The sequence below is a fragment of the Paenibacillus kribbensis genome (genome assembly GCF_002240415.1).
GTDB classification, from domain to species: domain Bacteria; phylum Bacillota; class Bacilli; order Paenibacillales; family Paenibacillaceae; genus Paenibacillus; species Paenibacillus kribbensis.
In genome coordinates, this window is record NZ_CP020028.1 from 3,398,066 (window position 1) to 3,413,121 (window position 15,056).

Here is a 15,056-nt window from a genome sequence, read left to right on the forward strand (position 1 = left end):
ACCGGAGACAAGTTTCCGGCTGCTTCGGCGGTTTACATGCAGAAAATATGCTCACCAATCGTCTTCACTTGCGGACGGCTCCAAATCCATTTGGAGGTGGCTGTTTTCGGATTAAAATAATAGAGACAACCTCCGCTTGGGTCCCAGCCGTTCAATGCCTGGCGCACTGCTTTCTGTGCAGTTTCATTCGGCGTGAGCCAGATTTGACCATCAGCTACAGCCGTAAAGGCTCCAGGTTGAAAAATTACCCCAGACGGTGTGTTTGGAAAACTGGGGGATTTGACCCGGTTTAAAATAACTGCCGCTACGGCAACTTGGCCTTCAAACGGCTCGCCACGGGATTCACCATAGACCGCATTGGCCATAATTTTAAGATCATTTTCAGATAGCCCCATCGTGTTGGCCGATCCCATCGTTTCATCATTTTGATCATCATTGGCCGCTGTCTGTCCTTGTGTGGAGCCTTGATTTTTACGGTGCAAAGGAGTTTCTGTCGGTTTCCAGTGAGGAGTAGCGTTGACCAGCTTCAGCTTTGTTTTCGCTCCGACCACTCCATCCGGTGTCATGCCAAATTCCTTTTGAAATCCTTTGACAGCCTTTAACGTGCTGTTGCCAAACTGACTGTCCACCTGCGCGCCGAAAAAACCGAGCAGCTTCAATCGTGATTGCAACTCATATACATCCTGACCGTAAGAACCAAAATTAATCGCTTCTGAGCTGAATGTCGGCTGGGAAGGCTGCGCCACTTGTACTTTCTGTTGCGTATTCAGCTGTTTTGCTTGCTGCTGTGCAGAGCCAATTTTTAAAAGCCCTGTGTACGTAATAGCCGAGGCTACGAGAATACCCGTGCAAATCCAGACCATTGTCTTTTTCATATGCTGTGATCTACCTTTCTTTTGTGGGATTAACAGGATGGCTACGTTTATTATGACAAGCTCTGCTTGAAGCTATTCACCCTTTTAATCTTCTTACAGCAGACAGCCGCAGCACCTGAAAAAACAGCACAAAAAAAACGCTGTGGTGTACGGATGAAGTTGCCATATTGAAGCAACCGTCCAAGCGTACAAACAGCGATTTCATGTAGTTCTGATAAAAGCTAATGATCAGGAGCTAACTTTATTTTGCTGATATTGCTCTATTGAGATAAGTACCTCCCGAGGCTTGCTGCCCTCGTAAGGGCCAATCACACCGCGAGCCTCCATGGAGTCAATCAGCCGGGCAGCACGTGTATAACCGATCCTCATCCGGCGCTGAAGGAGAGATACGGAGGCTTGCTTGGCTTCCAAAATGATGTTGACGGCTTGATCATACAGCTCATCCAGCATTTCATCCGCATCAGCCGATACCTCTTCCACCTCAGGCACCAGCGTTTCATCATACTGCGCTTCACCCTGTTCACGCACGTAGTTAACGATATTCTCCACTTCCTGATCACTCATAAACGCCCCCTGAACGCGAACCGGCTTGGAGGCTCCCATCGGCATGAACAGCATATCACCACGTCCAAGCAGCTTCTCGGCTCCCCCCATGTCCAGTATGGTACGGGAATCCACCTGCGAAGAAACACCGAAGGCAATACGTGAAGGAATGTTGGCTTTAATAACCCCAGTGATAACGTCAACCGAAGGTCTCTGCGTAGCAATGATCAGATGAATGCCTGCAGCACGCGCCATTTGGGCAAGCCGGGCAATCGCATCCTCCACATCTCCGGCAGCTACCATCATCAGATCCGCCAACTCGTCGACAATAACGACAATGTAAGGCAGAAATGCAGCCGGATTATCTTTCATCAGATTGTTATAGCCTTCAACATTGCGTGTTCCCGATTTGGAAAATAACTCGTAGCGTTTTTCCATTTCAACAACGATTTTTTTCAAAGCAAGCGAGGCACGCTTCGGATCGGTCACGACTGGAGCCAACAAATGCGGAATTCCGTTGTACACGTTCAACTCCACCATTTTTGGATCGACCATCAGGAATTTGACCTCATCTGGCTTCGCTTTATACAAGATGCTTGTAATAATCCCGTTAATACACACCGATTTACCTGAGCCCGTTGCTCCGGCTACAAGCAAATGGGGCATCTTGGCTAAATTACCGACAATCGTCTGACCTGCAATATCACGTCCGAATGCAATGGATAAATTGGAAGCTGACTCCTGGAAAACGGTTGTCTCCATGACCTCACGCATCGTTACGATGGAAACTTCATTATTCGGAACCTCAATTCCGATAGCAGATTTGCCAGGAATCGGAGCCTCCATACGGATATCTTTTGCAGCAAGCGCAAGCGCAATGTCATCCGTCAGACTCACAATACGGCTGACCTTCACACCAATGTCCGGCTGAATTTCATAACGCGTTACGGCAGGTCCACGGACAACCTCCAACACCTTTGCCCGCACACCAAAGCTTTCCAGCGTTGCCTCCAGCTTGCGTGCCGTTTGCATGTAATCCTTTTGTCCCATACCCTTGCCCGCGTTTTGCGGTTTGGCAAGCAAACGAAACGACGGAAGCTTATACGGTTTAGGAGGCGGTGGAGCAGGCATGGCTGCATCGGCACCTTCAGTCCCGACACCTGTAAATCCAGTTGCAGTCGTCTGAGCTTGTCCTTCAGTACCATCCGTTGTGCTACGAGACGCCGATGCATTATCCATATCTGTGTTTACCACGGCATCCGTGAAGTTATCATCCAGCGGCTCATCATAGACAGAATCCGAATGCTCCACCTCTGCCAGAGACTCCTCAGCTTCTGATCTTCTTTCCTCATGCTTCACCTGCTCAAAGAAATCCCGAATAATCGGCGACCTTTTCACTGGAGTTGAAGCTTCCTCCCCAGCGTGCTCGATCACATCAGACAGCTCTTCTTCCTGAGTTCCGTTTCGCCACTGGGACTCTGCAGCCTCAGGCTCATATGGAAGGTCATAATTATCCTCATCCACATGGTCAGAATGCTCTTCCTTATCCGATTTATCAGATTTTTTGAGACCAAACAACTGAAAGAAAATCGGCTGCTTGCGTGCCGGAGGCTGCATTTCTTCAAAGTCATCATCCATATCCTCCTCATAAGCAGGAATGGGCTCGGACTTGACTTTTCTATTGCCTTTGTCAGATGCCGAAAGTGGAGTCGCTTTACCAATCCACTTTTTTCGCACACTTCCCCCTGCTGTCAGTAGCTTGGTCCGTACAATCCGTACCAAATCCACATAAGACAGCTGGGTCAACAGCATGAAGCAAATAACAAACATGACAATCATAATCAGCTTGGCTCCTGTAATCCCGAACAGCCACAACAGAACGGTAAGCTGCAATGCGCCGACGTACCCGCCGCTAATATCCTTGTTCAGCATGGAGGTATGACCTACCTTGTCAGGCGACAGCAACTGCTCACGCATATCTATATGTATTTGGCTCATCACTCCGCCCGGTTGAAGCGCGTTAATCGGCCCCAAACGCTGCTCCATCGATGAAATAGAACTCATAAGTGTAAAGGCGAATACCAGTAACAGCAATCCCGTTTTACGTGAGTTCCACTGGTTCGGCCATTTACGATGAATCATCACCATCAGACCGTAATAAATGCCAATCAGCGGGATTGCAAAATAGAATTTTCCCAGTACAAGCCCGAACATCTTGGATAGCGACCGGCCAACCGCCGCTTCACCCGATAGCGCAATGACCGCCAATGTAATCAGCACAATGCCGTAAATTTCAAATTTTAGAACTCCGCCAAACACAGCCTTCTTTTTCTTTTTTCTTCTTCTGGACATACAAGGTCACCCCCCAGAAGAATATTATACCACGTCACCGGGTATCCGCACATATGTTCTTTTTCAGCAATAAACGACCTATTTTCGTGTTATTCGACACCTTCTACGACCACTCGATGACTTGCCCTGGCTCATAACGCGGATTCAGGTAGGCTTCCAGCGGGCAGTCCAACAATCGTACAATGATTCCCCGACGACTTTCGAGCTGTTGCACCTGCATAAGCAAACCGTCCACCCGAACCTCTGCAAACCCCTCTGGCTCCTTCCACATACCTTCCCACACCATTTCCATTGGCATTACCGTATATAAGGTCATTGGGGCAGCTCCCCGCTATGCTCACCTGAATGCGTCTCTGTAGGGCTACCAGTAGCATTGGGTGAAAAAGGAGCAAACGAAGCCTGCTGCTGATTCCCTGCCAGCCCGTTTTGCTGGCGACGTGTTTCAATGATGGTATTCAACTGTTTCAGCGCCTCTCCGATGCCACCAACTGCATCCATCAATCCATATTTTACTGCATCGGCTCCACCAACTGCTGTACCAATATCGCGGTTTAATTCACCCGTTTTGAACATCAGTTCCTTGAATTTCTCTTCAGTGATCCGGGAATGGGAAACAACAAAACGTACGACACGTTCCTGCATTTTCTCCATATATTCAAACGTTTGCGGGACTCCGATGACCAGACCGCTCATACGAATGGGGTGAATGGTCATTGTCGCACTCTCGGCAATATAGGAATAAGTGGATGATACAGCAATAGGGACACCGATACTATGCCCTCCGCCAATGACGATAGTCACTGTTGGTTTACTCATCGAAGCGATCATTTCAGCAATAGCCAGCCCAGCTTCTACATCACCACCAACTGTATTCAGCAATATCATTAATCCTTCGATTCGTGGGTTTTGCTCTGCCGCTACCAGTTGGGGAATGATGTGCTCATACTTGGTCGTTTTGTTTTGAGGCGGTAAAATGAGATGTCCTTCAATTTGGCCGATAATTGTCATGCAGAAAATATTGGATTCGCTTCCGGGCATGGAGGTTTGTCCCAGCTGCTGCAATGCCTCCATAGCAGGTAAAGCGGGTCTTTGTCCAACTTCTGGTTGATCCGGCGTTTCCGTTTCCTCGTTGCCAGATGATAGGTTGCTGTATTGTTCCATATAGGTGATCTTCCTTTCGCTTTACGCATCTATGTGACCCGTATTCACCCTCTAGTATGGGATGGGAATGGAATATTTTATACCCGTCCCCATGCCTTTCCTCAGTCGAAAAACTCAAAAAAGCCTCTCCGCCCGCGGAAACCGTCCAATATTTCCTGCGGGAGAGAGGCGACTGTGTGCCTGTGACTTAAGTTTTTAATTCAGGTTTTCCAACAAATTTCAATTGACTCACACTTCCATTATAATTGGCAGGATCATCGGTCTGCGACGAGTTTGCTCGTACAAGAAGCGACCCAGTGCATCCTTGACGTTTGTCTTGAGGGAAGCCCATTCATTTACATTTTCACTCATGAGCTTATGCAATGTACTTGAGACAATACGATTGGCTTCATCCAGCAAGCCTTCCGATTCGCGGACATATACGAAACCACGAGAAATGATATCCGGTCCCGATTTGATCGTACCGTCTTGCTTGCTCAGCGTTACAACAACCACCAGAATACCGTCCTGTGACAGCAACTTGCGGTCACGCAATACGATATTTCCTACATCCCCTACACCCAGTCCGTCGATTAGCACGTTCCCTGCTGTAACTTTACCAGCTCTGCGCGCCCCGCCGTTCTGAATTTCAATGACTTCACCGATGTCTGTGATGAAGATGTTTTCAGGCTCTACACCTACTCCTTCAGCAAGCAGAGCATGACGGCGTTGCATTCTAAACTCACCGTGAATTGGCAAGAAGAATTTGGGTTTCATCAGGTTCAACATCAGCTTGAGTTCTTCCTGGCTTCCGTGTCCAGAAACGTGGATCCCCGGATTAGCTGCGCTGTAGTATACATTGGCACCTAAACGGAACAATTCGTCAATCGTGCGACCCACATATTTTTCATTACCAGGTACCGGAGTAGCTGCGATAATGACCGAATCTCCCGGAAGAATATCCACTTTACGATGTGTGGAACGAGCCATTCTTGTCAAAGCGGACATTGGCTCGCCCTGACTGCCTGTGCAGAGAATAACTACGCGATCTGCTGACATTTTACCAACTTCTTCAGGCTCGATCAGCATTCCGTCTGGAATTTCCAAATAGCCCAGATCAGAAGCAATTCCTACGACATTCACCATGCTGCGACCGATAACCGTTACTTTGCGCCCTGTCGCTTCCGCAGCATTGATAACCTGCTGAATGCGGTGTACGTTGGAAGCAAAAGTTGCTACAACCACACGCTGTCTCGACTTACGGAAAATATCTTCCAGCACGATGCCGACGCTCTTTTCTGAAGGCGTAAAGCCCGGTTTTTCCGCATTGGTGCTGTCTGACAAAAGAGCCAGTACGCCACGTGCACCGATTTCAGCCATACGCTGTAAATCCGCATATTGTCCGTTAACCGGGGTATGATCAAACTTGAAGTCGCCAGTATGAACAACAGCACCTTCAGGAGTATCAATGCAGACACCTACAGAATCCGGAATACTATGGTTTGTTTTGAAGAATGTTACCTTCAGCGAGGAACCCAGCTTGATTTCGGAATCAGCATTGATTAAAATCCGTTTGGTTTCGCCAAGCAGATTCGCTTCCTTCAGCTTGTTCTCCACCAATCCCAGCGTCAATTTGGTACCATATACAGGTACATTCAAATGTTTCAGCACGTAAGGCAAACCACCGATATGGTCCTCGTGACCATGAGTCAGCACAATGCCTCTTACCTTGTCGCGGTTCTCTGTAAGGTAGGAAATATCAGGAATAACGATATCAATGCCGAGCATGTCCTCTTCCGGAAATTTCAAGCCGGAGTCCACCACGACAATGTCATTGCCGTATTGAACGACATACATATTTTTCCCGATTTCACCGACGCCGCCCAAAGCGAAAATCATCAATTTATCGTTGTTTGTTTTTTTAGACAAATGAATCTAAACCTCCTATGGTAGTTGGACGTCGTACCTTGATTTGTTTATTTAATTTTCAAAAAAATACCGCACCCAGTCACTTGACCCCATTATACATGATTAAAATACGAAAAAACAAGTCATCCAGTCCGTTACGCTAGGTTTCCCATTGCCGTCTAAAACCAAATCCAGTCCATTTATCCAGATGGATGGTTAAAAGCACGACAAAAAGGGCGTTCCATAAGAACGCCCTTCATGCCGAAAAATCTTGTCAGGCCATAAACTCTCACCGCGAGATCTTCAATTACCGAGTAAATAACTTCTTGATAAACTCCGCTTCCTCCTCGGTTGGAGAAATAAGCGGCAACCGAACCGAACCGACCTTAACATTCCGCAATTCCAATGCATACTTTACAGCGACCGGATTAGGCAGAGGATGAGGACATTCAAACAAGCCTTTGAAAACCGGGAACAACTGCTGATGCAGCTTCGCTGCCTCCTGCGCGTGCCCTTCAACAAGTGCATCGATCATCTGCTTCATTTCTGTGCCTACCACATGGCTGGCTACGCTGATAATACCATATGCGCCCACAGCCATAGCAGGCAATCCAGACGCGTCATCCCCTGAATAAACTACAAAGCCTTCTGGGGCTGCCGCTGCAATTTGTGTAACCTGCGCGAGTGATGCACATTCCTTGGTGCCCACAATATTCGGGATTTGTGCCAGACGCAGCGTCGTTTCAGCTGTCAGACTCGCTGCGGTACGGCTTGGAACATTATACAGTATAACTGGAAGGGAAGTGGAGTTCGCAATGCTTTCAAAATGCTGATACATCCCTTCCTGATTCGGTTTGTTATAATAAGGCACTACCAGTAGCACACCGTCTGCTCCTGCCTGCTCCGCAGCACGGGTCAAGTGAATAGAATGACGTGTATTATTGCTTCCGGTTCCGGCAATGATTTTACATCGTCCGGCTGCTTTTTCTACAACAAATGCAAATAGCTTGATTTTTTCCTCATCACTCAGAGTAGGGGATTCGCCTGTTGTCCCTGATACGACAAGTGACTCTGAATGTTGTTCTTCTATTAAATAATCAATCAACGAGGACAATGCAGCCCAGTCAATCTCTCCTTGCTGATCAAAAGGTGTCACCATTGCGGTAATCAGTCTGCCGAAGTTCACCATGCTGCCTCCTTTTTTTGCAAGTCCGAGCACGGACATGCGCCTACTGATGGAGTTCGAATTTATTATGCAATGCGCGTACAGCTTGCACCATATCATCTTTTTTTACAAGTACCCAGATAGTCGTGTTGGAATCTGCCGATTGAAGAATCTGTACATCTGATTCTGCCAATGCCTCTACAATCGTCGCCATAATGCCCGGTACCCCGTTGATACCGCCTCCTATGACTGAAACTTTAGCACACCCGGCCAGAATCTTAGCCTCTAGGCCCAAATTGTTCAACACATCAACTGCTTTGCTTCCATCATGATCGGACACCGTATAAACTGCCCCGGATGGAGTGACATTAATAAAATCAACGCTGATTCCGTGCTCCGCCATAGATTTGAATACATGCAGCTGCAAATGCTCCAAACCCGGCTTTAATTCTACGGTAATTTGAGTGACGTTGCCGACATACGCAATACCGGTCACGAAGCGGTCTACGATGTCTGCCTCTACGTCCTTGAAGCCTTCTGGATTTGTAACCAGCGTACCTTCTCCATCAGAGAAGGTGGAGCGAACACGAACCGGAATATTCGCCTGCATAGCGATTTCAACAGCACGCGGATGGATAACCTTTGCTCCCTGATGAGCCATATTACAAATTTCTGTATAGCTAACATGCGAAAGCGGCTTGGCATTTTCTACAATGCGCGGATCTGCAGTCAATATGCCGTTCACATCCGTATAAATGTCAACCATATCCGCATGTAGTGCAGCACCTAGCGCAGTCGCCGATGTATCACTGCCGCCCCGGCCCAGTGTAGTCATATCACCGTTTGCCGTCTGTCCCTGAAAACCTGTCACAATAACGACCCGGCCCTGATTTAGCTCTTCCACAATACGATCCGGCTTTATATCCAAAATACGAGCATTGCCGTATTGATCATCCGTAATAAAGCCTGCCTGTGCACCAGTTAGCACCGTAGCAGGAATACCTTCCTTCTCCATCAGGCTGCATAATGTAGCGGCAGAAATGATTTCACCACAGCACAGCAGTAAATCCCGTTCGCGCTTCGGAAGACTGTCGCCGTTAGACGCCGCCCAATCGAGCAGCGTGTCCGTCGCATAAGGCTCTCCTTTCCTCCCCATGGCTGACACAACAACAACCAGTTGAACATTTTGTTCCAGCTCTCGCTTCACATGTCCCAGCACCAGTTGACGCGCTTCAGGTGTGGACAGCGAAGTTCCCCCAAATTTTTGCACTAAAATACCCATCATTCTTCCCCCATCTTACTCCCTGCTTCGGGAACGTTACTCCGCATTTGCAGCAATAATTTCCGCGATTTGTACCGCGTTCCATGCCGCTCCCTTGAGCAGATTGTCGGATACGACCCACAAATTTAATCCACGGCTATTGCCCAAATCACGGCGTACACGTCCTACGAATACATCCGGTTTTCCTGCGGCTTCGGATGCCAGCGGATAGAGCTGAGCAGCAGGATCGTCCACCAGCGTTACTCCTGGTGCCGAAGCAAGCAGATTGCGGATTTCCTCTAAATCATAATCTTCTTTAAGCTCTACATAGACAGATTCCGAGTGACCGTATACGACAGGAATCCGTACGCATGTTGCCGTTACTTCTACGGATTCGTCACCCAGTATTTTTTTCGTTTCACGTACCATTTTCATTTCTTCCAGTGTATAACCGTTGTCCTGAAATTTATCGATTTGCGGGATAGCATTGAAAGCAATCTGATGCTTCACTGGCAATGAGCCTACCGGCAACAGATCGGGCTGAGCATCTTCACCGTTAAGGATCGCTGCACTTTGACGATTTAACTCATCAATGGCACGACTTCCAGCTCCGGACACTGCCTGATATGTGGATACAATAATACGAGAAATGCCATATTTATCATATAATGGTTTCAAAGCAGCTACCATCTGGATGGTGGAGCAGTTCGGGTTGGCAATGATACCCTGATGCTCGGCAATTTTGTCACTGTTCACCTCAGGAACTACAAGAGGAGCTGTCGGTTCCATTCGGAATGCGTTCGTGTTGTCAATGCAAACTGCACCATGACGAACAGCATGTGGTGCCAATTCCTTACTTACGTCTCCGCCTGCACTAAACAAGGCAATGTCGATTCCTTCAAAGCTGTCGGGGGTAGCGATCTCTACTGGAATTTGCTGACCTTTAAAGCTAATTAACGTGCCGGCAGAACGAGGCGACGAAAGAAATTTAACTTTGTCCACAGGAAAATCTCTTTTTTCCAGCAGATTTACGATTTGTTCTCCTACAGCGCCCGTCGCTCCAACGACAGCTACATTAAACTTTCTATTGCTCATCTGGCTTATCTCCCCTTCTCGACTAAAAAAACCATTTTTTATTCTGAAAGCATCCACCGCCAACAAGAAATTAGACCCGATGCATGATCGAATCATCTTCTAGGCGAGGGATGCTCAGCAGTCAACTATAGTACTTCATAGGGTCTTGCGTTCCACAATCATCGGCTGAAGCTGTTTGCCCTGTATTGCTTCGTAAGCTGCCTCCGGAATCAGCTCCATGTTAGCCACAAGCGAGTTTGGCTTTTTAAGTGGATTGTCCTGTCCAAACGGCACAAAAAAGATGTTTTTAGCTACTAGTAACTTGGCGATATTGGCAGCATTCAGACCCAGACCATCATTCGTAGATATGGCCAAAAGAAGTGGACGACCATTGCGTAATTGCGCCTTGGCAGCCATTAAAACCGGACTGTCTGTCATCGCATTCGCCAACTTGCTCATTGAATTCCCCGTCAAAGGTGCAATCACCAGCACATCGAGCATTTGGGAGGGTCCCAGTGGTTCAGCCTCCACAATTGTAGAAATGATATCATTCCCTGTTATATCTTTCAACTGTTTTTGCCAACTTTGCGAAGTACCAAAGCGAGTATCCGTTGTTAGTACCGCATTGGATATAATGGGAATGACCTTAGCACCCTCATCAACAAAGCGCTGTATAACAGGCATTACCTCTTCAAATGTGCAATGTGAGCCTGTAATGGCATAACCTACTGTTTTCCCTTGCCAACTCATTGTGCATCCCCCCGCTCAGGATTATCTTCCATTAACAACTGCACCAGTGTATTCGCTATAATGGTACCAGCAGTTTTGGGAGCAACAATACCGGGAAGGCCGGGGGCAAGCACAGCCGTGATTCCACGTTTTTCCGCATAACGGAAGTCACATCCGCCCGGGGCGGAGGCAAGATCAATAATCACGGTGCTCAGTGGCAACTTAGACAGGATTTGCGCTGTGATTATCATAGAGGGTATCGTATTAAAAATCAAGTCAACTCCCTGTGTCTCACACGCTAGATCCCTTGTCATAAAAGGGCTCCACCCCATTCCCACCGCTCTCGCCGCTTCCTCTGCCCGCCGTACTCCAACCTTCACCTTGGCTCCCAAACCCTGCAGTACCCTTGCCATGGTAAATCCAGTCCGCCCCATGCCCAGAACCATGCAATCGGCACCATGAATCGTAAAATCTGTATGCTGAATGGCCATCATCAATGCGCCTTCGGCCGTAGGTATGGAGTTGTATATGGCTACATCATCTCTATCCAGCAGCTCCACTAGCTTCAAATCGTGCCTGTTACAAATATCTTTTAAGTATGTCCTCGCCATTCCTGTGTACACAACGCAATGCGGTGGAAGAGCAGCAGCATGCTCATTCAAAAATTGGAGCTTTTGCGCTCCAAAAAGTGCAGTCACGTTCCCTTCCTCATCGCATCCCACAACCGGCAGAATTAGCGCGTCTGACGATTCCAGCAGCTTGACAGACAATGGCTCTAGTGATACTCCTTTGAGTGGCGCTTCAAGCTTATCAAAACCAACCACGCTGACCGTAGCATCCATGTCCACACATTTGCGGATGACTTCAAGCTGCCTTGCATCGCCACCCAAAATAAGGATGCGTATTCCTGTTAGCATCCAGATCACTCCTTTCCGAGACACGATCATGTTTTTATTCTATGCATGCGCCCGGAAAGGGGTGAAAAGCAAAAAAGGCTGCCCCTTTATGGGACAGCCTTTATGTGTATTTATATTCATAAGCAGGCCATTTGAATACATGCCAAGAGCGATTTCAACTCGGTAATATATAGAGCGAAACGCATTAATTCGTTTACATGTTGTGCTGCCGAGCCATGAAAAATGAATAAGGAAATTTATAGATAAACCATATACTCAGCGTCCTGTATGACCAAAGCCCCCAGCACCACGCACTGTCTCAGACAACTGGTCTACTTGCTTCAATTCCACCTCAGGTACAGCCTGAAATACCATTTGCGCAATTCGCTCATTACGTGTAATCGTGAACGGTTCCTCGCCCAAATTAATAAGCAGTACCTTTATTTCCCCACGATAATCCGCATCTATCGTCCCCGGTGTGTTGAGACAGGTAATACCATGCTTGAGAGCCAGTCCACTACGTGGACGGATTTGTGCTTCCAGTCCGGCTGGCATCGCTATTGCAAATCCGGTTGGAACGAGGCAACGTTTGCCCGGCTCCAGCACCAGTTCCTCCTGCACCGCTGCATACAGGTCAAACCCGGATGCCAGCTCTGACATTTTACGAGGTAACTCAATATCTTCATTGCCCTCAAGTCTGTTAATTTCAACGTAAGTTAACAAAATAGTCCCTCCTCATATCCTTAACCGCTGAATCACTTGCTCCGACCATCGACAGAGCAAACGGCTCCGAGAACATCTGATTCAGCACCTTGTTCACATCATCAGCCGTCACTTGCTCAATATGTTCGATCATTTGATCCAGCGTATAATGCTGACCCAGCATCAACTCATTTTTTCCAAGACGGTTCATCCGGCTGCCTGTACCTTCAAGACTTAAAATCAAGCTTCCTTTTAATTGCTCCTTGCCTTTATGAAGCTCATTAGCGTCCAATCCGTTGATAGCCACATCCTGCAGCAGCTCCAGCGTCAAATCCAGCACGTCCTTCGTCTGCTTAGGGGCCGTCCCTGCATAGATTGTGAACAAGCCGCTATCTGCATGAGAGCTATGATAGGAATAAACCGAATAAGCCAGTCCGCGCTTTTCCCGAATTTCTTGAAACAAACGTGAGCTCATGCCGCCGCCGATCGCATTATTCAGCAAGACCATAGCATACTGTAGTTCGTCGCCAGTTGCAAATCCGGGCAGGGACAAGCAAATGTGATTCTGCTCCGTCGCTTTCTCATGATACAGCAGCTCACCGTTAAACGCAGGCACTGTCAGCGGCGAAGCGGTACCATGATTATCAAAATGTCCAAAATGTTGCTCCAGCAATTCGATCAGTCGATCGTCCACATTGCCAGCCACACTGATAACTGTATTATCAATGGTATAATGCTCCTTCATATAGTGGCTGAGATGTGAGCTATCCATAGCAAGCAGATGCCCTTCGGTTCCGAGAATTGGAAAAGCCAGTGGATGTCCACCATAAGCTGCCCGAGATACAAGATCATGTACCATATCATCCGGTGTGTCCTCATACATGGAGATTTCCTCAAGAATCACATTTTTCTCTCTTGCTAGTTCATCACGATCCAATTTGGAATGAAAGAACATATCAGACAACACATCGACCGCGATTGGCAGATGCTCATCCAGCACTTTTGCATAATAGCAGGTATATTCCTTGGAAGTGAACGCATTCACATTTCCCCCGATAGCGTCGAATTGCTCGGCAATTTCCTTGGCATTAAAGCGCTCTGTTCCTTTGAAAAGCATGTGTTCAATAAAATGAGAAATACCGCTATTGCTCGATGTTTCATTCCGGGAGCCGGTTTTTACCCAGATACCAAAAGAAACTGAACGCACGGTTGGAATTTTTTCAATGACCACTCTTAGGCCGTTTTTGAGTTGAATTCTTTCCACGATTGGCCCTCCTAAACTGAATTGCATACTTAGCCATAATGTTCAATCCTAACAGAAAAAGGACGTTCACTCAACCGGAGCAGGTAGCTGCCGATCGGGGGAAAGCGTCTGACTGACAGTTCCGAGCACGAGTCCCTTACTCCGAATGGCATGAATCATGCCCTTGAGAGCCGCCGCTGAGGAATCCGTAGGGTGCATTAATATCAGGGAGCCTGATTCAACCTGACTGCTGATTTTGTTAACCACCGATTCTGGCGACGGATGCCTCCAGTCTACGGTGTCCAATGTCCACAGCACGGTTTTGAGTCCAAGTTCTGCGGCCAGATCAACGGTTTGCTGATTAAAATCACCTGACGGCGGGGCAAACCAGCTGTTTTTCACACCCAAGATTTCTTGAAGAAGCACTTCCGTCTTCTGTATTTCTTGTGTGGCCCTTTCCCGACTCAGACGACTCATATCGGGATGGGAGTAGGCATGATTCGAAAGCTCATGTCCTCTTTTTTGAATCTCCTTGGCGAGTTCAGGATTTTTTTTCAACCAGCTTCCATCCAGAAAAAACGTAGCCTTGACCTTTTCCTGATCCAGCGTATTCAGTATCGGTACGATATACTCGTTTCCCCAAGCCACATTGATCATGAAGGAGACCATCGGCTTCTCAGGATTCCCTTTGTAGATCGGCACATTACCCAGCTGGTTCAAATGTACTTTGGGTGCCAATTGCCGATACACATACTGGATTGGGCGGTCTGGAGCTTTAATCGCTTTGCGATAGGTGGCATCCAGATCGACCTCCAGTCCGTTATAGCCCGGGATAGCCTTCCATACTCTGTCGATCTTGGCATCAACCGGTTCCCGCCGCTGACGGGCTGCTTCAGCACGTAGTCGCTGCATAAGCGCATTATCAGGTAAAGCTGCAACTCCCATTGTTGTTACAGCCTCTGGCTCGTTACCCCCTGTGCCTTGTCCGTTACGTAATTGACCAATGTATTCACGAACCCCGCTAAACTGTCCGATAATCAGCGTGATGGCCAAACTGGCTACAACCCACACTGCTCTCTTTGCACTTCTCATGATCCCTTCATCCTCCCACGCGTTTGTCCACATTGTATGCGGGGAGGACAAGAACTATGACGCAGTAAGCTTCTAG

Annotated in this window: 13 protein-coding genes; all 13 read right to left on the reverse strand. The window is 47.8% G+C overall.

The window, feature by feature from the left end:
• Positions 1-32 precede the first annotated feature (32 nt).
• The 13 genes from sleB to B4V02_RS15065 all read right to left on the reverse strand — a co-directional run bounded on the left by sleB (position 33) and on the right by B4V02_RS15065 (position 14,980).
• The gene (gene sleB / locus B4V02_RS15005) at positions 33-875 is read right to left on the reverse strand and encodes a spore cortex-lytic enzyme (RefSeq protein WP_094155430.1); all 843 of its coding nucleotides are present in this window, start codon (positions 873-875) and stop codon (positions 33-35) included.
• Between the two features lie 228 nt (positions 876-1,103).
• On the reverse strand, positions 1,104-3,770 hold the full coding sequence (locus B4V02_RS15010; RefSeq protein WP_094155431.1) for an FtsK/SpoIIIE family DNA translocase: 2,667 nt from the start codon (positions 3,768-3,770) through the stop codon (positions 1,104-1,106).
• Positions 3,771-3,873: 103 nt separating this feature from the next.
• Entirely contained in the window at positions 3,874-4,086 is a 213-nt protein-coding gene (locus B4V02_RS15015; RefSeq protein WP_007430086.1) for a YlzJ-like family protein, read from the reverse strand.
• On the reverse strand, positions 4,083-4,931 hold the full coding sequence (locus B4V02_RS15020) for a ClpP family protease (RefSeq protein WP_007430085.1): 849 nt from the start codon (positions 4,929-4,931) through the stop codon (positions 4,083-4,085). The genes B4V02_RS15015 and B4V02_RS15020 overlap by 4 nt, the downstream gene beginning before the upstream one ends.
• Positions 4,932-5,159: 228 nt before the next feature.
• On the reverse strand, positions 5,160-6,839 hold the full coding sequence (locus B4V02_RS15025; protein ID WP_007430084.1) for a ribonuclease J: 1,680 nt from the start codon (positions 6,837-6,839) through the stop codon (positions 5,160-5,162).
• 286 nt (positions 6,840-7,125) lie between these two features.
• Positions 7,126-8,007, reverse strand: a complete 882-nt coding sequence (gene dapA / locus B4V02_RS15030) for a 4-hydroxy-tetrahydrodipicolinate synthase (RefSeq protein ID WP_094155432.1) — start codon at positions 8,005-8,007, stop codon at positions 7,126-7,128.
• A gap of 40 nt (positions 8,008-8,047) precedes the next feature.
• Positions 8,048-9,265 (reverse strand): aspartate kinase, encoded by a 1,218-nt coding sequence (gene dapG / locus B4V02_RS15035; RefSeq protein WP_094155433.1) that lies wholly within the window; start codon positions 9,263-9,265, stop codon positions 8,048-8,050.
• Between the two features lie 36 nt (positions 9,266-9,301).
• A complete protein-coding gene (locus tag B4V02_RS15040; protein WP_007430081.1) occupies positions 9,302-10,339 on the reverse strand; it encodes an aspartate-semialdehyde dehydrogenase in 1,038 nt (345 codons plus the stop codon).
• A 135-nt stretch (positions 10,340-10,474) separates the two neighbouring features.
• Entirely contained in the window at positions 10,475-11,068 is a 594-nt protein-coding gene (locus B4V02_RS15045; protein ID WP_094155434.1) for a dipicolinate synthase subunit B, read from the reverse strand.
• Positions 11,065-11,964: a dipicolinate synthase subunit DpsA gene (gene dpsA, locus B4V02_RS15050; RefSeq protein ID WP_007430079.1), complete on the reverse strand. Its 900-nt coding sequence runs from the start codon at positions 11,962-11,964 to the stop codon at positions 11,065-11,067. Before dpsA ends, B4V02_RS15045 begins: the two co-directional genes overlap by 4 nt.
• A 255-nt stretch (positions 11,965-12,219) precedes the next feature.
• A complete protein-coding gene (gene dut / locus B4V02_RS15055) occupies positions 12,220-12,666 on the reverse strand; it encodes a dUTP diphosphatase (protein ID WP_007430078.1) in 447 nt (148 codons plus the stop codon).
• Complete coding sequence (locus tag B4V02_RS15060) at positions 12,650-13,909, reverse strand: M16 family metallopeptidase (RefSeq protein ID WP_094155435.1); 1,260 nt, start codon at positions 13,907-13,909, stop codon at positions 12,650-12,652. Before B4V02_RS15060 ends, dut begins: the two co-directional genes overlap by 17 nt.
• 66 nt (positions 13,910-13,975) lie before the next feature.
• Positions 13,976-14,980 carry a polysaccharide deacetylase family protein gene (locus B4V02_RS15065; protein WP_208618683.1) on the reverse strand — a complete coding sequence of 335 codons (1,005 nt, stop codon included), beginning with the start codon at positions 14,978-14,980 and terminating at the stop codon, positions 13,976-13,978.
• Positions 14,981-15,056: the final 76 nt, after the last annotated feature.